Here is a 24,143-nt window from a genome sequence, read left to right on the forward strand (position 1 = left end):
ACGCAATTCCAATCAAAAAAAAGCCGTCACAATAAATGTGACGGCCTCTGAAATTCAAAATATTCAACTGCTGTACAGCTTCTGAGAAATTACTCCTCTGTCTGCTCTGCAGAATTATCCTCGAGTGCTTTCATGCTGAGGCTGATCTTTCTGTCTTCGCCATTGAAATCAACAACCTTAGCCTCGATCTCCTGACCGATGGAAAGTACATCAGATGGTTTCGCAACGTGCTCTCTGGAGATCTGAGATACATGAAGAAGAGCATCTACTCCAGGTGCAAGCTCAACAAATGCACCGAAATCTGTCATACGTGCAACTTTGCCCTTTACTACATTTCCTACTGCGAAGTCCTCAGCAGCTGTAAGCCATGGGTTCTCCTCCGGGAATTTAAGGGAAAGTGCGATCTTGTCTCCGTTGATATCTTTGATAAGAACTGTAACTTTATCACCTACGTTGAATACCTTCTTCGGGTTCTCTACTCTGCCCCAGGACATCTCAGAGATGTGAAGAAGTCCGTCTGCTCCGCCGAGGTCGATGAATGCACCGAAATCTGTAACATTCTTAACAACGCCCTCAACTTTATCGCCTACGTTGATCTTAGCAAGAAGCTCTTTCTGTTTCTCAGCTTTCTCAGCAAGAAGAAGCTGTTTGCGGTTACCGATGATACGGCGTCTTCTTGGGTTGAACTCTGTGATAACGAACTCGATCTCCTGATCTGCATATTTGGAAAGATCTTTCTCATATGTGTCAGATACAAGGCTTGCAGGAATGAATACTCTTGCTTCCTCAACATTGACACAAAGACCACCGTCAAGTACCTGTGTTACAGGAGCCTTCAGAACCTCCTGGTTCTCGAATGCCTCCTCAAGACGTTTGTTGCCTTTCTCTGCTGCAAGACGTTTGTAGGTAAGTGTAACCTGTCCCTCTCCGTCGTTTACTTTGAGAACCTTTGCTTCCATGGTATCGCCAGGTTTAACAACGTCTGTAAGCACAACGCTTGAATCGTTTGTGTACTCGTTCTTTGTGATGATACCGTCTGCTTTATAGCCGATATTCAGGATGATCTCATCATCTTTAACATCGATGACGGTACCCTGTACGATCTCTCCATTTCTGATTGTTTTTACGGAATCTTCCAGCATCTGTTCAAAACTTAACTCTGACATGTTCTTGAACCTCCTCAATAATTTTCTTTGGGGTGGAAGCCCCTGCTGTAATACCTACACAACTACTGCATTGGAACATTTCAGAATCCAAGTCTACAGGTGTTTGTATATAGTAAGTATTTCCACATTCCTTTTTACATATTTCAAACAGCTTTTGAGTATTGGAGCTATGTCGGCCACCTACGACCAGCATAGTGTCTACCTCTCCGGCTATCGCTTTAGCTTCTTTCTGCCGTTCTTCGGTAGCATTACAAATAGTGTTTAAAATATTTAAAATATTTAAAACATTATTATCATAACTCTTTTTGCGGAGAATTTCAACTAATTCTTGAAATTTGTTGTAATTAAATGTCGTCTGGGACACTACACATACTTCTTTTTCCGGAGAAATATTGAATTTTTCAGCATCCTCAGCATTTCTGATCACTGTATATGGTCCCTGACACCATCCGCAGATCCCCTGGACTTCCGGATGGTCCGGATCACCGATGATCACAATATGGGCACCTCTAGAACTTTCTCTCTCAACGATCTTGTGGATCTTCAGCACAAAAGGACAGGTAACATCTACATATCCGAGACCATATTTTTTGATCGTGTTATAAACCCTGCGGCCTACTCCATGGGAACGGATCACAACAGTGCCGCCCTTCAGGCTGCCAAGATCCTTCTCACAGATCACAGCCACACCTTTTTTTTCGAGATCTGAGACAGCCTCCTCATTATGGATGATCGGGCCTAGTGTATAAATCGGTGCTGCATCGGAACCGATCAGCTCATAAACACGGTCAACTGCTCTTTGTACGCCGAAACAGAAGCCAGCAGTTTCTGCAACTTTTACATTCATCCATTCACCCTTTTTCTGTATACGGAAAGGATACTCTCAACCACTTCGTCAATTCCCATCTCAGATGAATCAACAAGAACAGCATCCTCTGCTTTTTTAAGCGGAGAAACCGCGCGGTTCATATCTCTCTCATCTCTGTCAACGATATCTTTCAGGATCTCATCCATATCGCAGGCTTCACCCTTCTCTGTAAGCTCCAGGTATCGTCTGCTAGCACGGGTCTTTGCACTTGCAGTCAGAAAGATCTTCACTTCCGCATTGGGAAGAATGGTGGTTCCGATATCTCTTCCGTCCATAACTACATTATTCTCGGCTGCAAGATTGCGCTGCAGCTTCAGAAGATGTGCACGCACCTCCGGATTTGCAGAGCTTACAGATGCCATATTTCCTACCTCTTCCTTACGGAGGAACGCAGTTACATTCTTTCCGTTAAGGATCACCTGCTGCTCACCGTTCTCATAACGGATAGAGATATCCGCATCGTGACAGGCTTCAGAGATTTTTTTGTCACCGCTGATCCCTTTTTCCAGAAGATAAAGTGCCATGGCACGATACATTGCCCCTGTATCTACATAAATAAAGGACAGCTCCTTTGCCACTTTTTTTGCAATTGTGCTTTTTCCTGCACCTGCCGGTCCGTCAATTGCAATATTAATACCCATAATCGTTGCTCCTTCCTCTTTTCTGTTATTCTATCGCCTGAGCTGCCGCATACGCTGTAGACCATGCGATCTGAAGATTATAGCCACCGGTCACTGCATCCAGATCCAGTACTTCACCTGTAAAATACAGATTTTTTATTTTTTTGGATTCCATTGTGGATGGCTGTATCTCTTTTACTGACACACCGCCTCTTGTGATGATCGCTTCCTTAAACTCTCCCATTCCCGTGATTGTAAACGGAAAAGCCTTGATCAGACGGCCAAAAGCCTGACGCTCTTCCCTGGAGATCTCATGTACCGGTTTTTCCCCGGGGATACCGCCAATTTCGATCATGATCGGAGTCAGAGAAGACGGAAAAAGAACACCGATCACATTTTTAAACTGCTTGTTATGATTTGCATCAAATTCACGCAGGATCCGGGCGTCAAGCTGTTCTGCATCAAGCGCCGGCTTCAGATCCAGGAAAGCCTCCAAAGGCTCCTTTTCCAGCTTTTTGCCGATCTGGGCACTGGCGGAAAGGATCAACGGTCCTGTCACTCCGAAATGAGTAAACATCATCTCGCCGAAATCTTTATAGAGAACTTTTTTGCCGGATTTTACTGTAAGCTCCACATTCCGAAGGGAAAGGCCCTGAAGTTTGGAGACATAATCTTCTTTTGCCACCAGTGGTACCAGTGATGGTGACTGGGAAACAACTTTATGTCCCGTCTCAGCAGCAAAACGATATCCGTCTCCTGTGGAACCTGTGGACGGGTAGGAAAGCCCTCCTGTGGCAACTACCACAGTATCCGCTTCAAAAAAGGTACCGTCCGAAAGTAATACACCGGTAACTTTTTCATCCTGTGTACAAACTTCCTTTACCTCTGTATGAAGATGGATCTGCGCTCCGGCTTTTTTCAGTTCCCGCTCAAGCGCACGGATAATATCTGATGAATGATCTGATACCGGAAAAACCCGGTTTCCACGCTCTGTTTTCAGCGGCACTCCTGCTTCCTCAAAAAATCCCATCACATCTCTGCTTCCATAGGTGTAGAAAGCACTGTAAAGAAATTTGCGGTTTGACATCACTGCCGGAAAAAGTTCTTCGGTATCGGAATCATTGGTGACGTTGCATCGTCCCTTTCCGGTGATGAAAAGCTTTTTTCCTAGTTTCTCATTTTTTTCCAGTATGTGAACCTGGTGTCCTCTGCGCGCAGCATATACACCGCAGAGCATTCCGGCGGCACCGCCGCCTATGATCGCAACTTTGGACATTACCTGTTATCCTGCCTTTTTTATCTTTTTTATGCACAAAGGAGCCTGCATACAGCAAGCTCCTTTTCCTGTTTTGAAATGCATCTGCATTTCTATGTGTGCTTTATACCGGGTATGCGCCGTTCTTGGTATCTGCTACAGTCTCATCAACTTTTGTCTTCTGAGCCTGGCGATATTTAAAGAAGTCCATGGCAACCTGCGGGAACAGTGCATATGTGAGAACATCCTCATCCTGCTCCTTGTACTGTGCCATCTCGCTCTCAAGCTTATCAAGCTCATCCTCCAGAAGATCTGCCGGACGGCATGTGATCGGTTCAATATCTCCGATACATTTTTTCTGTACTTCCGGATTGAACGGTCTGGCTGTTGCGCCATACTTACCACTTAACACGTCTTTTGTCTCTTTTGTGACAACCTTGTAACGCTCGCCCATGATCACGTTAAATACAGCCTGTGTACCAACGATCTGAGAGGACGGTGTAACAAGCGGTGGCTCACCAAGGTCTTTACGTACACGCGGAACTTCCTCAAGTACTTCGTAGAATTTATCCTCGGCATGCTGCTCTTTCAGCTGTGATGTCAGGTTGGAAAGCATTCCACCTGGTACCTGATACAGAAGAGTCTTGATGTTTACACCAAGGTTCTTCGGATTGAGAAGACCTGTATCAAGAGCCTCATCACGCATCGGGCGGAAGTAGTCAGCGATCTCAGCGAGAAGCTGCTGATCAAATCCTGTATCATATGGTGTTCCCTTGAAGGTCTCAACCATAACCTCTGTTGCAGGCTGGGATGTTCCAAGAGCAAACGGAGACATTGCTGTGTCGATGATGTCAACACCTGCCTCTACTGCCTTCATATATGTCATGGAAGCAACACCGGATGTATAGTGAGAATGAAGATCGATCGGGATCTTAACAGTCTCTTTGAGAGCCTGAACAAGCTCTGTAGCTTTGTACGGAACAAGAAGTCCTGCCATATCTTTGATACAGATGGAATCTGCACCCATATCTTCGATACGTTTTGCAAGATCTGTCCAGTAATCAAGTGTGTAAGCATCACCAAGTGTGTAAGCCATTGCAACCTGTGCATGTGCTTTCTCCTTGTTTGCTGCTTTTACAGCTGTCTGAAGGTTACGAAGGTCATTCATACAGTCAAAGATACGGATGATATCGATACCGTTAGCTGCGGATTTCTGTACAAAATACTCTACTACATCATCTGCATATGGACGATATCCAAGAATGTTCTGTCCACGGAACAGCATCTGAAGCTTTGTGTTTTTGAAACCGTCACGAAGTTTACGAAGTCTTTCCCACGGATCCTCTTTCAGGAAACGTAAGGAAGCATCGAAAGTAGCACCGCCCCAGCACTCTACTGCATAGTAGCCGACTTTGTCAAGCTTCTCAATGATCGGAAGCATCTGCTCTGTGCTCATACGTGTAGCGATCAGGGACTGATGAGCGTCACGCAGGATCGTTTCCACAACTTTCACAGGTTTTTTCTCTATTTCTGCCATAATTATTCTCCTTACAAATTTTTATAAGACAATGGGTTAGACACCAAAGATCGCCATGAATGTACCGGCAGCAACCGCTGTACCGATAACACCAGCAACGTTCGGTCCCATCGCATGCATCAGCAGGAAGTTTGTAGGATCTGCCTCAGCACCAACCTTCTGGGATACACGGGCTGCCATAGGAACGGCAGAAACACCGGCTGATCCGATCAGAGGATTGATCTTTCCGTGAGTAACCTTGCAGAGAAGCTTACCAAGCATAACACCACCAAAAGTACCGCAGGCAAAGGCAACAAGACCAAGAACTACGATCTTCAGTGTATCTACGTTCAGGAAGGCCTCAGCACTTGTGGAAGCACCTACAGATGTTCCGAGAAGGATTACTACGATGTACATAAGAGCGTTGGAAGCTGTTTCAGAAAGCTGTTTAACAACTCCGGACTCACGGAACAGGTTTCCGAGCATCAGCATACCAACAAGGGGAGCTGTTGTCGGAAGGATCAGGCAAACAACGATTGTGATAACGATCGGGAAAAGGATCTTCTCAAGTTTTGTAACAGGACGGAGCTGCGCCATTTTGATCTTACGCTCTTCCTCTGTTGTGAAAGCCTTCATGATCGGAGGCTGGATGATCGGTACCAGAGACATATAGGAATATGCTGCTACTGCGATCGGTCCCATAAGAGAAGACTGTCCAAGCTTACCTGCAAGGAAAATGGAAGTCGGGCCGTCAGCACCACCGATGATAGAGATCGCTGCTGCTGCTTTACCATTAAATCCAAGGAAAATTGCAAGGAAGTATGCAAGGTAAATACCAAGCTGTGCAGCTGCTCCCATCAGGAAGCTGATCGGGTTTGCAATCAGCGGACCGAAGTCTGTCATCGCACCGACACCCAGGAAGATCAGTGAAGGAAGAATACTCCACTCATCCATTAAGTAAAAATAATGAAGAAGTCCGCCAACGCCATTGGATGAATCCTCAATGCTCAGCATAATGTCCGGATAAATATTTACCAGAAGCATACCAAAAGCGATCGGAACCAACAGCAGCGGCTCAAAACCATGTTTAATGGCAAGATATAAGAACACACATGCCACTGCGATCATCAGGTAGTTTCCCCAGGTAAGGTTGAAAAATGCTGTCTGATGGATCAGGTTTGACAGGGTATTTGTTACATAAGACATTTGTCTACCTCCTGTTTAGTTCATTGTTGCAAGAGTATCTCCATTTTCAACGGCAGCACCCTCTGCAACATCGATGCTGGCGATTGTTCCGTCCTGAGGAGCAACAACCGGGATCTCCATCTTCATGGACTCAACGATCACTACGCTGTCACCAGCTTTTACGCTCTGTCCAACAGATGCAACGATTTTTACAACTTTTCCAGGAACGGCTGCGGAAACTTTAACAGAACCTGCGCCTGCTGCCGGAGCTGCTGCCTTAGGAGCTGCTGCCGGAGCTGCCTTAGGAGCCGGAGCTGCTGCTTTTGGTGCTGCTGCAACTGGAGCTGCTGCGTTTCCGTTCTCTTCTACAGTAACTTCATATGCTGTTCCGTTAACAGTAATTGTATAACTCTTCATTTTAAAATCCTCCTAAATAATGATTATCTTTTTCTGCGGTTGACTTTGCGAATGGAACGTACCACGAATCCGTCTGTGCTTGTTTTGCCTTCAGAAGCAGCGATCGCTGCGGCGATCACGGCAATAAGCTCACCATCATCTGTCACATCCTCAACAGCAGGCTCAGCAACTGGTGCTGCAACCGGAGCCGGTGCTGCGGCTGCCGGAGCCGGTGTGCTCTCTTTTTTCTTTCCTTCCACAAGTCCGGGAATATATTTGAAAAGAGAGATCACGAAGATCAGGAATATCAGGATCACAAATACAGTTCCGAGACCCATCACTGTATTCATCGCTGCCTTCTCCATGTTCTGTGCCAGTGTATAATTCACATCAACTGTAAGAGAAGTCGGGGTTCCTGATTTATCAAATACATAAGTGAAATTCGCTTTGTTTTTCTCGAAGGATACCGGAACAACAACAGTATACTGATCATCGGAATACTCTACTGTGATATCTTTCTCATTGATATCACCTTTTTTCTCACCAAGCTCTTCTCTGGAGCCATCCCATGCACTTGCTGCGCTCTGTGTGAAAGCATCCTCTGATTCCAGATATCCCTGGATATCATCCTCGGACATTGCGATGATCGCATCCGTCAGGCCCTTGGTTGTTGTGACAAGCTGACTCTTTACAGAATCATCAATCTTATCAGCAGCCCATGCAGTAGCTGTGCATCCGATCAGAAGTGCAGCTATGCAAAGAAGTGCCATGCAGACAGAAGAGATCTTTTTATAAAACTGTCTCATACGCTCACCTCACTTAGACTGTTCCATGCTTTTTGGATGGACGGTCTTCCCTTTTTGTGAACAGCATCTCAAAAGCACCGATTACATATTTTCTTGTATCTTCTGCTTTGATCACAGTATCCACATATCCTCTTGCTGCTGCAGATGCGATACCGTTCTGGAGTTCTTTGTACTCAGCTGCCTTCTCATTCAGTGTAGAAGCGTCAGCTCCCTCATACATGATCTTTGCTGCAAGGGAAGCATCCATCATACCGATCTCAGCTGTATCCCATGCATAAACCATATCTGCTCCGACAGATTTGCTGTTCATGGCAACGTATGCAGTTCCGTATGCTTTACCAATTACAACATTTACCTTCGGTACAGTTGCAGATGCATAAGCATGTACCATCTCACCTACAGATTTAGCCATCATCTTCTCATTGCAGAGTGTAGCTTTAAATCCTGTTACATTAGTAAGAGTAAGTACCGGAATCTCAAAAGCATCACAGAATTTTACGAAGTCTGCTGCTTTTCTTGCACCTCTTGCAGAAAGAGTTCCGTCGGAAATCTCTGTCTTATTGCCATCAGCATCGTAAGATTCGCTTCTGTTTGCAACAGCGCCAACGGTAGCTCCGTTCAGACGAAGGAAGCCTGTTACGACATCCTGGCCGTAAGCTGCCTTTGTTTCAAAAAACTCACCATTATCAGCGATTCTTGAAAGCGCAATAGCTGTGTCGCCTGTGCAGCCTGCAATATCATCACATACTCTGTTCAGGTCATCTGTGCATTCCTTGAAGCTGTCATTGTCTTCATTGTTCTCCGGAAGCATGCTGACCAGTGTACGGATCTGTCCAAGGATCTCCTCTTCTGTTCCGATGCCGTCAACAAGTCCTGTCTCCTCGCTCTGGAACTGTGCGGAAGCTGAATCGCATTTTTCCACTCTGTTTCCTTCCAGTGCATTTGGAGTGTTTACAAACAGTCTGCCCTTCTTCTCCTCTACAAATGTAAAGTCTGTAAGAGCCGGTACAACTGCCATTCCACCGCCGCATGTTCCGAAAACAGCAGTGATCTGTGGAATAACACCGGATGCCAGTGTCTGTTTCAGATAGATCTCACCAAATGCCTCAAGTGCATCGGTAGCCTCCTGAAGACGAAGTCCCGCACAGTCTACAAGACCGATAACCGGTGCTCCAACTTTCAGAGCGAGATCATAAATTTTGGCGATCTTTTTGGCATGCATCTCACCAACTGTTCCGTTCAGTACAGATGCATCCTGGCTGTATACATACACCAGACTGCCGTCAATCACACCATATCCGGTGATCACACCGTCTGAAGGTGCTTTTTTTTCAGTCATGTTGAAATCCGTAGCTCTGGCTGTGACAGCCTGTCCGATCTCAACAAAACTGTTGGCGTCAAGCAGGGAATCGATCCTTGCAGCCGCTACGCTTTGTGTCGCATTACTCATTATACTATGCCCTCCATTTTTTTATTAATATAACCAAAAATTCAGCCGAGTATAATTGTACCTTTTTTTTGCAGAAAATTCAATACTTTTCGTCACGAACGTTAAAAAATTAACCCCTGACATATGCCAGGGGTCGCTAAATTAATGGAAATAATCCTTAAATACTTTATCCACATACCATTTATAGGTAATTCTGTCGATTTTGTCATCGGCGGTTACAAGGCAGGAAAGGAGTTCTTTTCCGTTGAGCTTTGCATGGAGTGTACCGATCTTCTGGTTTTTCTGTATTGGTGCCGGGAGCTTATCCGGAAGCTCCGTTTCCCATGTGATCGTTTCTGTTTTTTTCAGAAGATATCTTTTCTCACGATCTTTTTCAGAAAGTACTGCGTGTATTTTCAGCATAACCTGTTTGGGAGGATATCCGGAACGATAGGACTTTTGCGGATATGGATCTTCTTTTCCCGGTGCTGCTTCTATTACCGGGATCTCAGGCAGCTGCGGAAGCTCCGGCAGCATCACATACTGATAATTTTCCCTGCCATAGGAAAGAAGCTTCTTAGTATCGCTCCATTTATAATTTTTATTTCTGGGCCATCCGCATCCCAGAAGAGCCACGATAAATAATCGCTCGTCCTGTCGGACTGCGCAGACATAACAATATCCGGCATTTCCTGTAAATCCTGTTTTTCCGGAGATCACTCCTGTTTCCATATCCAGGAAAGCATTGGTATTATGTACCGAATAATGCTTTTTTCCTGAGATATCCGTGAAAGTATAATCTCTAGTCTGGGTAATATGGACAAATGTTGCATTTTTTATTGCATACGCCATGATCAAGGCAAGATCCCGGGCTGTTGTATGATGGATACCGCCTTCATCTTCTCCATCCAGACCATTGGGTGTAACAAAATGTGTGTCCTTACATCCCAGCTCTTTTGCTTTTTCATTCATCTTCTCTGCAAAACCTTCTACGGAGCCGCCGATATGTTCCGCGATGGCCACTGCGGAATCATTATGGCTTTTCAGCATCAGTGAATAGAGAAGATCCTCCAGATAAAACTGCTGGCCCTCCCGCATGCCAAGACGTGTCTGTGGCTGAGATGCCGCATTCCCGGAAACCTGTACGTAATCATCTCCCTTTGCCAGCTCCAGAGCAAGAATACAGGTCATTACCTTTGTGGTGCTGGCATTCGGCCGTCCCTTGTATGCTTCTTTTCCGTACAGCACACGGCCGGTCTCCCCATCCATGAGAACTGCAGAAAGTGCATATACATATAGATTTTCGTCATCTGCCGCCTTTACCGGAAAGATCTGACAAATAATAAGGACCGCTGTCACCAGCACGACAGCGGCCATACGCCGTTTGCTCATAATGCATCACCCCGTACACGGTTCATATAACTGTTTACAGTAACTGTTATATTTAATTTTATGCGGGGATAGCATTCAGATATCACTTGTATCTATTGTCTGCCGGGATCGATCATCCGTTAAAGGTCAGATCCCATCTGTCAGAAAGATGTCCTGGCCTGACTGCAAGTGCAGCAAGCTCTTCCAGCATATCCGGCGCCTTGGCAAGTGCCTCTTCCATCAGACTGTCCAGCTTAAGAAGCTCCTCCCTACAGTCGATCTCCGGCTCCGGGCTCATAAAAAATTCGGTAATAAACGCAGATATCTTTTTTCCTGCGGGGGAAAGGGCATGTTCCGAAAGGCGTCTCTTCCTTCCTCCATCATCACATACCAAAATACAGGTGAATATCTTCATCATTTTCAATGACAGATAAATGTTCCAGGTACGGATCGCCGGCAGTACCTGGTGTATCGTCCATGCACTGAGAAAACTGGCACGGATCCCATGCGACGGATAAAAACGCAATGGATCTTTGCCGGTTTCATACATCAGCATACGGTCAAATTCCTTCTCAAAGAGCGTATGTGAGATTTTCCCCTCGGCAGCTACCTGATTGACGTAAGGATGACAGGTAGAATCCAGGATATAATGACATCCGAACCCCAACAGGTAAGCCATCAGTGCAGGATTTTTTTCCTCCCGGACCTTCGCCATGCCCTTTTCAAAGAATTCTCTTGCTTTCCGTCCATGCATCTGCACTCCGTACTGTGTCACCGGATTTTTGGATATAAAATAATAAAACAGGATATCCGGACCATGCTGTCCGATCCGGTACAGATTTCCGTTGCTTCGGATCAGATGCTGTAATTTTGCGGAAAGTTTCCGGTAAACCCTTTTTCCAAAAAGATCATGTGCGTATGTTGTGGGCATTTTCGTCACTCCTCTTCTGTTTTCTGATCTGTCCGGCAGGTCCCGGTAAACCGGCATCTGTCCGTGTTATTTGTTATACGTCCAGCTTCAGCTGGATCTCTTCCTCTGCTTCCGCCTTGAAATCCTCCAGCTGGACCGGATCCATTTCCGGAAGGTCTTCCAGCCCATGGACACCAAAGCAGCGCAGAAATTCTTCGGTGGTTCCCAGGAGGATCGGGCGACCCGGAGCATCCAGACGTCCAAGTTCTCTCACCAGATCATAATCCATCAGCTTATTGATGGCATGATCACATTTTACCCCTCGGATCTTTTCAATCTCTGCTTTTGTAACAGGCTGTTTGTAGGCAATGATCGAAAGGGTTTCAAGCATAACGTCTGTCAGCGTGGGTTTCTTTGGCTGCGCTGCGATCCGGATAAGAGAATCATAGTATTCTTTTTTTGTACAAAGCTGAAAGGAGTTTTCGAGCTCTATGATCTGGATCCCCCGCTCTTCTTCCTGATAACGGATCATCATATTTCGGATGATATTTTCCGTTGTTGTCGGATCCTGACGGATCGCTCTGGCAATACGGGGTAATTCCACAGCTTCTCCCATTGCAAACAGGATGGCTTCGATTTCTCCTTCAATTCGTTTGATTTCCACTTATTATCCTCATTCCTACTATATTATTCATCTGCGAACTCTGTCAGATTCTTCCATGTGTCCGGATCCGTGATAACTTCCACATGAATATCATCAAAAAGCTCTTCCTGTTCTGCATGAACATGTCCCATCTTCATCAGTTCCAGAATCGCCAGAAAGGTCACGATCAGCTGTATTTTGGAATGCTGGTTTTCCATCAGCCTGCGAAAGCTGAATTTTCGGTGAGCTTTTGCATATTCCTTCATTTCCAGCAATTTATCGGAAAGTGATATTTCCTCTTTTTCGATCCTTCCGAATTTACTTCGGATTGGGTCGATCTTATTTTCCTGTCTGCGGATCAAAGCCTGATAGATCGCACTCATCCGCTCCAGTGTCAGACCCCGGAGAAGTTCCTGGGGATCAGACGGTGGAGTATACTGCAGCACTTCTTCCGGAAGATCCTGTTTTCGGTAATAAACCCCTGCCGCATCTCCAAGCCTGTCCCGTAATTCATAGGACATATATTTGTACATTTTATATTCCAGCAGCTTCTGCACAAGCTCTGCTCTGGGGTCCTCCTCTTCTCCTTCCTCATTCACTTCTTTCGGAAGAAGCATTTTACATTTGATATCCAGAAGAGTGGCTGCCATGACAAGAAATTCGCTCATGATTCCCAGATCCTCTTTTTCCATGGAATGCAGATATTCCATATACTGATCTGTGATCTCCACAATGGGAATATCATAGATATCGATCTTGTTTTTGTCGATCAGGTGAAGCAGAAGATCCAGAGGGCCTTCAAATACATTCAGCTTAACAGATAATGCCATAGGGTTTCCTCATTTCATTTTTTCGGAAGGTTTTATATCGATCACCAGCAGTTCCCTTGGATTATGGATCCGAAGGGGGATGGTATGTTCGCCAAGTCCAGCACTGACGATCATATGCTGATCCCCTTTGTGAAAGTCTCCGCAGCAAAACGGCGGGAGAAACAGATATTGAGGAGATGAAAGGCCGTAATGTTCGCTGAGACGGACAACGCCTCCGTGATAATGTCCGGACAGGATCAGATCCGCGCCCCATTCAAAATAGGTTTTTCCGTATTTCGGATTATGTGCCAGCAGGATCTGCATCCCTTTATCTTCAGGTTTTCCGATCATTTCTTCCATCACTTCTTTTTTTAGCTTCGGTGATCTTGGTTTGTGATAATATTCGATGGGAAGCTCCAATCCCCAGAAACAGAAGTGTTCTCCCTGCAGGACCATATCTTCACGTCCGTTCCTTAAAATATGCACACCGGCTTTTTTCAGTGCTCTTTCGTATTTTGCATAATATGGCCGGTATTCTTCGGAAAGGAACATTTTATATTCATGATTGCCAAGTGCATAATACACGGGAAAATCTCCGGCAAGCTCTGTCAGCAGCTTACATGCAGTTACCAGAGTATTCGTTTCTGTGCGTACAGCCATGTCGCCGGCAGAAAGGATCACGTCCGGGGCAAGCTTTCGGATCGTCTCTGTCAGCCGGATATTGTCTTTTCCGTAGGATATTCCGTGAAGATCTGCAAGAAGGATCATCCGCACGCCCTGTGGAGCATGGATCTTGTCCGTATGGATCTCATATTGTTTGATTCTGAATTTTTTCATATTATTTTCCAAATCCGCAGTTCGGGAAAGTACAAACCGGACAGTTCAGACATAGTCCGCCTTCTCCCAGCGCGGCAATCTCCTCTGCCTTGATCTCATCATCTGCCATCACTCTGGGCAGGATCAGATCAAATACTGTTCTTTTTGCGTACATGACGCAGCCCGGAAGTCCAAGTACCGGTATGGATCTTCCGTTCCTCTCAAGATATGCCACAAGCAGCATAGCTCCCGGAAGTACAGGTGCTCCATAGGTTACGATCTTTGCTCCGGTATCCCGGATCCCGCCCGGAGTACGATCATCGGGATCCACACTCATTCCGCCGGTACAGATGATCAGATCTGCTCCTGCATCTGCGAAAGAAAGAATTGCCTTTGTGATCTCTTCCTTATCATCTCCCGGCATCACCTGGCCTGTCACTTCTGTCGGAAACCCGGAAAGCTTTTCCCGGAGTACCGGTGTGAAGGTATCCTGGATCAGTCCTTTTTTGATCTCACTTCCGGTTGTGACGATCCCTACTTTTTTCTGCTGGTAAGGGAGAATGTCAAAGATCGGAAGATTTCCTGCTGCCTTCTCTGCTGCATCCATTTTCTCTTTCCCGATCACAAGCGGAATGATCCTGGTTCCTGCAACCTTATCACCTTTCTTTATCGGAAAATCGCCATGTCTGGAAGCGATCATCATTTCTCCCAGAGAATTCACAGCCCCAAGTGCATCACGACGTATTTTCAGAATACCATCGATCTTTGATACCACCTCGATCTTACCTTCTTTGATCTCAGTTCCATGTACTTTGGAAGAGTTTCCAGCACAGATTTTGTAAAGGATCTCTGCAGCTTCATTTTCGTGAAGAATCCCCGGGTTTTTCTCCCACACAAAAAGGTGTTCTTTTCCTACAGAAAGCAGCAGTGGTATATCTTCTTCTTTCACTACATGCCCTTTTTTGAAAAGAACGCCTTTTTTCTCATCTTTTATGATCTGCGTGATATCATGGCACAGAATGTGTCCCACTGCATCTTCTGTTCTGATCTCTTTCATCCAAAATCCCTTCCCTGTTCTGTTATTTCTTCAATCCGTTGTATTATACATCCAGTCTGCCCTTTTTGTCAAAATATGTTGCAGGCATCACAAAAGAAATGCCTGACAGGTTCTTTCCAGCCAGTCATGGTATCCGGCCTTTTTTATTGTTTCCCCGTACAGGATATCCAGACTACCGATCTTTTTCCCATCCTGATAGTATTCCTGTGCCCCTGCTTTCTGCCCTTTTTTCACCGGCGCACTTTGTTCTTTGGGAAGGATCAACTTTTTCTTAACATTGTCAGGTTTCGTTCCATCTGTGCTGATATATCGGAATTTCCCTCTATATACAAGCGGAACCTGCTCTTTGACTCCTTTGCGGAGCTTCATAGGTTTCAGTGGCTCCAGAGCATCATCCAGATACAATGTGCATTTAGAAAAGCCGTAATTTAAAAGAGCTGCTGCATCCCGGAATCTTGTTTTCGGGTCTGGTGCGGCCATCACTGAGGCGATCAGTGTAATCCCATTTCGTTCTGCCACAGCACTGAAACAGTATTTTGCAATACTGGTGCTGCCTGTTTTAAGTCCCATACACCCCTCATAGCTGCGCAGCAGTTTATTTGTGTTGGTCAGTGTAAATTTCGAGGATCCTTTTCTGGTAACGTGTGTGATATCCTCCATCCAGACAGATGAATATGTAAGAACTTCTGGATATCTGCTGATGAGCTCCCTGCTCATAAGTGCAATGTCATAGGGAGTTGTATAATGCTCCTGTGATTCCGTCAGCCCGCAGCAATCCACAAAATGGGTATTTTTCATTCCAAGATTCTTCGCCCTCTCGTTCATCCTCTCCACAAAGGCTTGTTCTGTTCCCGCAACATGCTCCGCCATAGCTACGCTGGCATCATTTCCGGAAGCGATCACAATACATTTGATCATGGTTTCTGCTGTCTGCTTTTCTCCTTCTTCCAGAAATACCTGAGACCCTCCCATGGATCTGGCATAAGCACTGGTGGTAATGCTATCCTCCAGATGCAGGGTTCCCTCACGGATAGCATCAAAGATCAGGATCAATGTCATGATCTTTGTAATACTGGCCGGGCTTCTTCGGGTGTCAGGATCCCTGGAATAGATCACTGTACCGGTTTCTTTTTCCATAAGGACTGCACCCGGCGCTTCGATCAGCTGCTGTGCTTTTCCACTATCTTCCGTTTCTCCCCTGACACCAACGGGTGTCAGAGCCAGGCATAAGACTAAAATACAGATTAAAAGACTTTCCGGAACACTTCTGTTCATAAGCTCACTCCTGCCGCAAACATCTCTGTTCTATTGTAAAAGCTTTCCTGAAAGATTATTCCTGAAATTCTGAAAAAGCATAGATTCCGGTCCGTATTCCTGTATCTTTCACTCTGCATCGCTTTGCTTTTTCAGTTCTTCGTCATACAGCTTAACACCTGTTTCACAATTTCCAGCAGCATATTTTCTTGCATAATTCGCTGCATCGATCGCCTCAGATGCATTGTCACATTCTTTGGTGATCAGATAGATCCCAGTGCGGACACAGAGCTCCATATCCGGATATTTCTCTTTCATCTGCCGTAAGAACTCCTGATTGGTCTTTAAAACAGCTGTTTCCGGATCAACATCCATATCACATGGAGTGAAAAGGATAAAATGATCAGAGATCGCCCTAGTAAAATATACATCCATATCTGTTTTTAGAACGCTTATCACATACTCGGAAAACTGCCGCAGGATCTGGTCTCCCACACGATATCCGTATTTTGCATTGATACGTTTAAATTTTCCAAAATCGGTATATATCACTGCATGTCCCGGCCCGTAACCTCCGATCAGCATTTTCTCCACATTTTCGCGAAATCTTGAAAAAGAAGACAATCCGGTAAGCTGATCCCATCCGGATTCTGCAGCAATGCTACGATAAGCACTGTTAAATGCCTGGTTCTTGGCATAATGCGCGGAAATGATCTTGGTCACTTCTCCCAACAGCTTACGATCTTCTCTGGACCAGAGCCTTTTTTCCTGGCAGGTCACATATGCAATGGCCCCTGTATAGCTTCCCTCGCAATACATAGCAGCACAGACTACAGTTTTTGCTCCGCACTGTAACACATTCTTTCTTCCCTGTTCCGAATATTCAGCCAGATCATTCTCCTGAATCACCACAGTACCATATTCATCATTGCGGCGAAACAATGTGATAAAATCACTTTTTGAGAAATGTATCTCATCTATCAAAAGCCTGTATTCTTCTTCCGAAACCCATTGAAAAACCTTGTTTATTTTCTGCTCTGCCACCTTGGTATGCAGGACTGTGATCCGGTTAAGCCGGAATTTCAGACCGATCACTTTCATCAGAAGTTCAATCGCTGCCTGAAAGCTGCTCATTTTTTCAAATATTTCAAATGCGGAAGAAACAATGTCATTGTGGAGATATCTGGCATCGATATCCACACCTTCGTAAAATTTCTGCTCTTTTCCGGCCTTATCCTCAAAATGTCTCAGATTATCACAGAAAGCATAGCGGTTTTTTCCATTTTTCTTTGCCTGGTAAAGTGCCCAGTCTGCATTTTCAAAGAGCTGCTGATATGTATATCCGGAAACATTTTCCGGAAGAAAGCAGATCCCCACACTGCAGGTTGCCAGATACGTGGTTCCCGGAAATTTAAGTTTCTGCACTTCCCGTATCAGTTTTCCTGCCTTTTTCATGATCGCTGCATGGCTGATATCCTTCAAAAGGATCACAAATTCATCGCCACCCAGACGCATGATCACATCATTAATGTCGAACAAAGCCACAAACAGCTCCGCAAAACGTTTCAGGACTTCATCACCGAACATATGTCCGTAAGTATCATTTACATTTTTAAAATAATCTACATCAAGCACCATCATCCCGCATCCTGCATAGGGATTTCTGGATGCAAGGTATTCATCGATCAGTTCTTTTCCGAAAAAGCGGTTATACACTCCGGTCAGAGGATCTTTCTGGGCACGTTCCTCAAGAAATTCTTCCTGCAGCTTCTCCCTGGTGATATCTCTGGAGCTTCCTATGAAATAATGATATCCGGTATTTTTATCCTGTGCTATAAATCCCCGTACTGTCAGAAGACTCGCATTACCGTCTTTATTGATACACCGCACTTCTATCGTCCCGCCTTCCCGGGATGTCAGAAAATCCGTCAGAAACTTCCAGTCGTCTTTATAAACATTGCTGTATTTCTGTCCACTGGTCTTAAAATCCGTAATATTTTTTACAGGTCTCAGGTATTCATCCAAACGTTCATATATGTCCGTCTCCTGACAGTACTGAAAAAGCTTCAGTGTAGTATTTCGATAAATGCAAGCGTATTTTTCCAATGTATCCCGAATATCAAAAACAGGATTTTTTTCGTCTGTTTTCATCATCGACCTCCCAGAGAGTTCTTGAGTTCACAATATTTGTAAAAAGTATACCATATATTTGGGTATATATGTAGTTCTTTTATTTCTTTTTACAGTTTGTTTTTTACTATATAAAATACGCAGCTAAGGGCAGGATTACTCCTGCCCCTCTGTATTTTTTCAGGAAAATGATACAGGTATGGTATTTTTTATGCTGTCATTATGGGAATATCGATCATATCTGGATTTCTCATTTACAAAAGTCAGCGATGCATTTTTGTTTTGCATTGTCAGAGCAGCCGTACCGGAAGCAATCTTCCGGGGATCTGTACCATATGCAGGTGCAGCGCCTTTTATGATGCGGACATTCTCTGTATTTGCCCGTACATCTTTCAGATAGTAGCGTAGTACCGGTTTTTCCCAGACCGTATACTGCCCCAGCGGGATATTCCTGAGAGTGACCGATAATGTTGCATAGCCATTTTTATCGGTTTCATAGCTTCCTCTGGTAAAGGTCACATAATCCTCATATCTGTGAGGATTTCCGGATAGATCCGTACCTTCTGCCACAAAGGAAAAGGTTGGATTTCCATGAGCCCAGGTAATATCCTCCTCTTTGATCTTTTTTATGATGGTGATGCTTCCCAGTGGAAGTGTCACCGGAGTATTCTCTGCTTTCAGATCCACAGTATCCGTATCTGTATTTTCTTTTTTCTGGAAGATTACCTCCTTTTCGTATTTGCCTGTATAGTTTTCCGGATTTTTTGTTTCCACTACTTTGAACCTTCCCTGATTAGCATCTGTAAGCACCAGCTCTTCCGTAGAGTACCATCCGGTTTCTATGTCAAACTTCAGGATGCTCTGCCCGCCCAGGTCATTCTGGTAAGTCTGCTTCCCTCTATTCCACTGAAGCACGGTAAATTCCGCATCTTCCAGAACTTCCCCGGTATAGATATCTGTTTTTCTCAGACGGATCACCCCTGTATATTCCTTTTCATGTTCATTGACAACTTCAAAGGAAAGGCGTGCATCCTTGTCTGTGATATCCACCTCTTCTTCCCAGTTTCCTGTATATCCGGGCGGAGTCTTTGTTTCCACGATCTTATATTTTCCCTCATTGTCCGAAGTCTTCAAAAGTTCACCACTTACATAAAGTTCACTGGAGATGTCATAATCCAGAAGAGTTCCTTTTTCTTTATAAGCTTTTTTGGCTGCACTGTATTCATAAAGTGTAAATTCCGCACCCTTCAGGACCTCACCGGTCTTCGCATCGATCTTACGAACCTCTATCCTTCGTTTTTCGTTCTGGTAGTTCACTGCTTCAAACAGGAATTCCTGCTTTTCTCCCGGCTTTTCCAGCGTAAAATTCTTCTGCCAGTTTCCGGTGTAATTGGGAGGAGCTTTTGTCTCACGCACACGGAATTTTCCCTGATTGTCTTCGGTATAATTAAATTTCCCGGAGTTATAGGTACGTTTCTGTCCATCATAAGTCAGTTTTTTTAAGGTTACATAGCTTTTGCTTTTTTTACTCCACTGATACAGGGTGAATTCAGCTCCTGCCAGTGGATCACCGGTATTTCCGTCTTTCTTTCTGATGGATACTGTTCCGCTGATATCCATGATATCCGTTACGTTGACGGTTGTTGTCTTTCCACCGGTTACTGTAAGATTTTTGATAGCGGTGTTCAGTTTATAGCCTGCAGCGGCTTTCGTTTCTTTCACATAGTATTTTCCCGGAACCAGTTTTGAAAAAAGGATCTCTCCACTGGCGTTTGTTGTTCCGGTTGAAACCTTCTGATCCTTACTGTACATAGTCCGGTATCCGGAGGTCAGAGCTTCTGCTGCAAACAGTCCGTACTGCGCTCCCTGGATCAGTTTTCCCGTGTTGGGTTCCTTCTTGACCAGCTTTGCATTGCCGTAAACCGATGGCTTTACTGAAAAGGAAAGGCTTCCTCTTGTTCCCTGGTATACGTAAGCGCCAAAATCCTGTACTCCATCTTTTCCTGCCTGGGCACTTCCGTCAACCAGGATATAGGAAACCGGCTGAAGTAGCATTTTGCAGGAAAACTTCTTTGTTGCAGATGCATTTAACGGAAAGATCAGAAAAAAATATGCTCCATCCTTAAGGCTCAGGCTTGTCCCCGACATCATTTTGGGATTGGTTTTGTGAGAATTATAATCCGCTGCACTTGTCCAGTAGGCCAGCTGCCATTTTTCTGCGGATCCTCTTGTTATGGTGATCCCGTTTCCTGCTTTTGCTCCATCCGTCACTTTCATAAGAGTACTCATCTGAAATCCGTCCTTCATACTGTCCGGAACAAAGGGAAAACCTGCAGGTCTGCTTCGAAATACACTTAACGGGATCGTCTTTCCGGATGCTGCTGCCCAGGAACCGTCTTCGGAAACATAAACGGCAGCTTTGTTTCTTGCAGGGATCGTCAATGTCTGGATCTTATCGATCAGACGGTTTATTCCTGTATGTTCTACTTCTGCTGCTGTGGCATATCCACAGTCATTAAAATATACCTTTGACAGCGCAATATGCGTAAATACATAACGGTTCTGCCATTTTGACCAGTCTATGTGACTGCAGGAGGGGTCGTATCCGGTCCCCAGATCCCCCGGTCCTCCGTAACCAAAGTACAAAAGCTTCTGGATCACAGAATTAGTCAGTGCTTTTACTGCCTCATTCTTCAGCGTCATACTGTCCAGTCCATCCTGAGTTGCTTTCAGGCAATAGAGAGGTGAAACCTTTTCCTCTCCTGTATCATCGATATAATGTACAGAACGATACGTACATCCCATACGGGTTTTATTTCCGGGACCAAGAAAATCATTGGCAGCTGTCCAGATCTCATCGCAGTAAACCCTGGTCCAGCTGTCCAGATAATACTGGGACGGGGAAAGTGCTGTAGCTGCGATAGCATCCTCTCCTTCTGAGATTACTTCCGCACTGCCAGCTTCCCGGAACTCCCCGGGAAGTGCTGCAGAAAGAGCAATGATCTCTCCGTTTTCGATATCCTGGATCAGTTCCTGATCCTCTTCACTTTCTCCTGTAAGGATTTCCGCATTTTCTTCCGTGAATACAGTAAATCCCGGATCCTCTGTCTGCTCCGGTATCTCTGTCAGAGCTATATTTTCTCCTTCTTTTGAAGCAGCTTCCGGTTCTTCTTCCGGTTCGATCAGCTCATCACTATCCGTATTTTCAGTATTATCTTTACCTTCTTCAAAAGCTTCCTCCACCGGTTCCGGTTCAAGCAAGGCTGTCGGAACCGGCATCTCAGCCTCCCCAGGCTGATCTGTTACCGGAATATCCGGGGCCTCCTCTTCTTCCTCCGGTTCTGTCTGTTCCTGCTGCGGATCTGCTGATACCGAACTCATATCTGCTGCAGGACTGGCCGAAACCACAAGAGAAGAAGCTGTGATCATCAATGCCATCCATGCACCGATCATTCTTCTTTTCAATTTTTTCGTCCTCCTTTCCATAGCGTCAGACTGCAGGTAAGCAGCGCCATACCAGCCATCAGTGCAAACAGGATCACAGGAGATTCATCTCCGGTCTTCACTGGTGTTGTCCTTACCGAAGAACTGTTATTTCCGGAAGCTCTTTCTGTGGCTTCTTTCCTGCCATTCCGGCGTGGAACAGGGCTGGTATCTGCCGTCTCCTGATCCTCCTCCACAGAAAAGATCCATTTCACATCTGCAGCTCGAAGAGCATATAAATTATCCAGCTCTGCCGGAACCGTAACCTCAAATCTCATGTTTCCTTTTTCTCCGCTGGAAAATTCCCCCAGGGACACGGCCTTATTGAGAGATGCAGCCAGAAGATCCCCGGAATACAGCTTTTTATCATTCATGGTGATCACCAGCTTCAGATTTTTCAGAAATTCCTGATCCTTTACCGATTTACATTCCGGTGATGTGCGGAAGAAGATCTCTGCAGCATGCTCCGTTGTGTTACGGATCTCTACAGAATCATGAAAAACATCTCCCGGCATTGCCGTGGAAAATCCGGAAAAAAAGTCTTCCGGAGCCGCGATCAGTTTGTGCGCATTTCCTTCAAACTCCACCTTCAGATCCACCGGACTTTTTTTCTGAACCACAAGACCATCGGTATCGTGGATACATCTTAAGATCTTCTGATTTCCCCAGGGTGACATGGCACGGAAATCCGGTGCAAAATTTGCCGCCTGGACAGCATCCGCCACGATGGTGATCCCCAGCTTCTTATCCTGGTAGGATTCATCCCATTGGGATGGTACAGTCACACCGGTAAAAATATCCACGCTGACTCCCTGTTCCAGCTTCCTGGTATAATAAAAATACTCTCCCTTCCGGATCCATCTCGGTGACATTCCTGTAAGATTCCTGTCATCCAGACCATCCAAACCTTCCAGATCATCTGTATAAGAGATCTTCACCCTTACCCAGCATGGCTCTGAGTGATTGGTGATCCTGGGAATCTTGGATATCTCATCTCCCGGAAGAACGATCCGGCGATCCTGATATTTCATTTCTCGGCCGTCCTTTTTTTCCAGTTCCCGAAGAGAAATATTGATATCTCCCACTGATATGTGATTGGTCACTGTCACGGAATCTGAAAATCTGGCATAAGTAGCCGTGCACGCCAGGATACTGCCTGCCACAGCAGCACCTGCCAGCAGGGCTTTAAGGTGTTTTTTCAAGCATTCCCCCTCCTTTCTGCCTGAGCAGAAACCGGATCTGAAAAATACCTCCACGCACTTTCATAATCTGAAAATCCTTCTGCCTGTACAGCTTCCTCATAAACATTGATCTCAAAATCCTTAATGCTGTCCCTATAAGTATCATCGATCTTTTGGGGATCGATCTGAAATCCGGTACACAGAGGAGTTGTTTTTTCACCCTCGGATATTTTTTTCCGGTAGTAATAATAGCCGTCCTGACTGTTATACACCCAGTTTGCCGTATCCAGACCTGTTAATTTCACGCCTCTGCCGATATCGTCATTGGAGTAGGAAAGGGACATCCTCACATAGCAGTCTGCCTGGAACCCTTTCACACTGCCGGAAAAATTTCCGATCCGGATCTCTTTTCTGTAGGACGGACCATTCTCCATAGGCGTAGGTGTAGGATCCGGAAAATCTTCCTCGATCTCCGTTGTCACATACCCCACTGCAGCAGAATTTATCTTTTTTTCGAAGTCTGAAAAATACGCCGCAGTCCCTGTTGCGCACAGGAGCCCTGTTGTCAGGAGAAGGAAAACGGGTCTTTTTAATTTATTCATTTCGTGACACCACCGGCCTGTCCTTTATTCTGATTTACATATTTCTGGTAAGCAGCAGTTGCCTGCTCCAGAACCGTAGTCTTGTCATCCCCAGTATTGGTAGCCTGGATCGCATAAGCCCGTACCGGCATATCGATCTGCTGTGTATCCAGCTGACCTTCGATGATATTGGCAAAGGTTACTGTATCAAAAAGAGTTGTAGTCTTTGTTCCCGGCTTCAGGATGTGGTTATATACATAGGTGTAGACCATATTCTGCCCCACTTCGGTCCGCTCCAGCTGTGTCCAGTCCTTGTTTTTGGTGAAGCTGAACAGCTCTGTTTTTGCAAGTGCATTTCTGGTGCCATCCTTGGCTGCCGTGATCACATTTCGGACCGGAACAGAAACTTCCAGATAGACAAATGCTTCATTTACTCCTTTATTTGCTACATAGGGGTCCTTCCGGATCACCTGAGTAGGAACCAGATCTGTATTGTCCTCCGGTTTCCAGTTAGGCTCATCCAGGTCGATATCCACTTTTCCTACGGTAAAGCTGTTGGTTGCCGTTTCAAAATCCGTGAGATATGCAGCTGTTCCTCCGGCTGCCAGTGCAGTGATCACAGCAGCAAGTGCGATTCCTTTTACCAGTTTTCTGTTTTTCATCATGA

General features: G+C 45.4%; 21 protein-coding genes. All 21 read right to left on the reverse strand.

The window, feature by feature from the left end; genetic code table 11:
* Window positions 1–89: 89 nt before the first annotated feature.
* The gene (rpsA, locus tag LI091_RS03000; RefSeq protein WP_015524876.1) at window positions 90–1,166 is read right to left on the reverse strand and encodes a 30S ribosomal protein S1; all 1,077 of its coding nucleotides are present in this window, start codon (window positions 1,164–1,166) and stop codon (window positions 90–92) included.
* Entirely contained in the window at window positions 1,147–2,013 is an 867-nt protein-coding gene (gene ispH, locus LI091_RS03005; protein WP_265190776.1) for a 4-hydroxy-3-methylbut-2-enyl diphosphate reductase, read from the reverse strand. The genes rpsA and ispH overlap by 20 nt, the downstream gene beginning before the upstream one ends.
* On the reverse strand, window positions 2,010–2,675 hold the full coding sequence (cmk, locus tag LI091_RS03010; protein WP_265190777.1) for a (d)CMP kinase: 666 nt from the start codon (window positions 2,673–2,675) through the stop codon (window positions 2,010–2,012). The genes ispH and cmk overlap by 4 nt, the downstream gene beginning before the upstream one ends.
* Before the next feature lie 25 nt (window positions 2,676–2,700).
* Window positions 2,701–3,930 carry an NAD(P)/FAD-dependent oxidoreductase gene (locus LI091_RS03015; RefSeq protein ID WP_265190778.1) on the reverse strand — a complete coding sequence of 410 codons (1,230 nt, stop codon included), beginning with the start codon at window positions 3,928–3,930 and terminating at the stop codon, window positions 2,701–2,703.
* A 103-nt stretch (window positions 3,931–4,033) separates the two neighbouring features.
* Window positions 4,034–5,446 carry an oxaloacetate decarboxylase subunit alpha gene (locus LI091_RS03020; RefSeq protein WP_015524872.1) on the reverse strand — a complete coding sequence of 471 codons (1,413 nt, stop codon included), beginning with the start codon at window positions 5,444–5,446 and terminating at the stop codon, window positions 4,034–4,036.
* Between the two features lie 36 nt (window positions 5,447–5,482).
* Complete coding sequence (locus LI091_RS03025) at window positions 5,483–6,631, reverse strand: sodium ion-translocating decarboxylase subunit beta (RefSeq protein ID WP_118168967.1); 1,149 nt, start codon at window positions 6,629–6,631, stop codon at window positions 5,483–5,485.
* A gap of 15 nt (window positions 6,632–6,646) precedes the next feature.
* Window positions 6,647–7,027: a biotin/lipoyl-containing protein gene (locus LI091_RS03030; RefSeq protein WP_015524870.1), complete on the reverse strand. Its 381-nt coding sequence runs from the start codon at window positions 7,025–7,027 to the stop codon at window positions 6,647–6,649.
* 23 nt (window positions 7,028–7,050) lie between these two features.
* Complete coding sequence (locus LI091_RS03035) at window positions 7,051–7,812, reverse strand: OadG family transporter subunit (RefSeq protein ID WP_265190779.1); 762 nt, start codon at window positions 7,810–7,812, stop codon at window positions 7,051–7,053.
* Between the two features lie 13 nt (window positions 7,813–7,825).
* The gene (locus LI091_RS03040; RefSeq protein WP_173722265.1) at window positions 7,826–9,262 is read right to left on the reverse strand and encodes an acyl-CoA carboxylase subunit beta; all 1,437 of its coding nucleotides are present in this window, start codon (window positions 9,260–9,262) and stop codon (window positions 7,826–7,828) included.
* 141 nt (window positions 9,263–9,403) lie between these two features.
* Window positions 9,404–10,633, reverse strand: coding sequence for a D-alanyl-D-alanine carboxypeptidase family protein (locus LI091_RS03045; protein ID WP_265190780.1), 1,230 nt, complete (start codon window positions 10,631–10,633; stop codon window positions 9,404–9,406).
* Window positions 10,634–10,745: 112 nt separating this feature from the next.
* The gene (locus LI091_RS03050; RefSeq protein ID WP_044960811.1) at window positions 10,746–11,543 is read right to left on the reverse strand and encodes a zinc dependent phospholipase C family protein; all 798 of its coding nucleotides are present in this window, start codon (window positions 11,541–11,543) and stop codon (window positions 10,746–10,748) included.
* Window positions 11,544–11,616: 73 nt separating this feature from the next.
* Complete coding sequence (gene scpB / locus LI091_RS03055) at window positions 11,617–12,186, reverse strand: SMC-Scp complex subunit ScpB (RefSeq protein WP_021650518.1); 570 nt, start codon at window positions 12,184–12,186, stop codon at window positions 11,617–11,619.
* A gap of 23 nt (window positions 12,187–12,209) precedes the next feature.
* Window positions 12,210–12,995 carry a segregation and condensation protein A gene (locus LI091_RS03060; protein ID WP_021650519.1) on the reverse strand — a complete coding sequence of 262 codons (786 nt, stop codon included), beginning with the start codon at window positions 12,993–12,995 and terminating at the stop codon, window positions 12,210–12,212.
* Window positions 12,996–13,004: 9 nt separating this feature from the next.
* Window positions 13,005–13,811, reverse strand: coding sequence for a metallophosphoesterase (locus tag LI091_RS03065; RefSeq protein ID WP_022426765.1), 807 nt, complete (start codon window positions 13,809–13,811; stop codon window positions 13,005–13,007).
* Between the two features lies 1 nt (window position 13,812).
* Window positions 13,813–14,847, reverse strand: coding sequence for a molybdopterin-binding protein (locus LI091_RS03070; protein WP_265190781.1), 1,035 nt, complete (start codon window positions 14,845–14,847; stop codon window positions 13,813–13,815).
* Between the two features lie 87 nt (window positions 14,848–14,934).
* Window positions 14,935–16,122 (reverse strand): D-alanyl-D-alanine carboxypeptidase family protein, encoded by a 1,188-nt coding sequence (locus LI091_RS03075; protein ID WP_265190783.1) that lies wholly within the window; start codon window positions 16,120–16,122, stop codon window positions 14,935–14,937.
* A 108-nt stretch (window positions 16,123–16,230) separates the two neighbouring features.
* A complete protein-coding gene (locus tag LI091_RS03080) occupies window positions 16,231–18,255 on the reverse strand; it encodes a diguanylate cyclase domain-containing protein (RefSeq protein WP_265190784.1) in 2,025 nt (674 codons plus the stop codon).
* Between the two features lie 156 nt (window positions 18,256–18,411).
* On the reverse strand, window positions 18,412–21,696 hold the full coding sequence (locus tag LI091_RS03085; RefSeq protein ID WP_265190785.1) for a SpaA isopeptide-forming pilin-related protein: 3,285 nt from the start codon (window positions 21,694–21,696) through the stop codon (window positions 18,412–18,414).
* Complete coding sequence (locus LI091_RS03090) at window positions 21,693–22,916, reverse strand: hypothetical protein (protein ID WP_265190786.1); 1,224 nt, start codon at window positions 22,914–22,916, stop codon at window positions 21,693–21,695. Before LI091_RS03090 ends, LI091_RS03085 begins: the two co-directional genes overlap by 4 nt.
* Window positions 22,913–23,497: a hypothetical protein gene (locus LI091_RS03095; protein WP_021650527.1), complete on the reverse strand. Its 585-nt coding sequence runs from the start codon at window positions 23,495–23,497 to the stop codon at window positions 22,913–22,915. The genes LI091_RS03090 and LI091_RS03095 overlap by 4 nt, the downstream gene beginning before the upstream one ends.
* Window positions 23,494–24,141 carry a TasA family protein gene (locus LI091_RS03100; RefSeq protein WP_195273457.1) on the reverse strand — a complete coding sequence of 216 codons (648 nt, stop codon included), beginning with the start codon at window positions 24,139–24,141 and terminating at the stop codon, window positions 23,494–23,496. Before LI091_RS03100 ends, LI091_RS03095 begins: the two co-directional genes overlap by 4 nt.
* Between the last annotated feature and the right edge of the window lie 2 nt (window positions 24,142–24,143).

This window comes from Blautia sp. MSK20_18 (assembly GCF_020553125.1).
GTDB classification, from domain to species: Bacteria; Bacillota; Clostridia; order Lachnospirales; family Lachnospiraceae; genus Blautia_A; species Blautia_A fusiformis.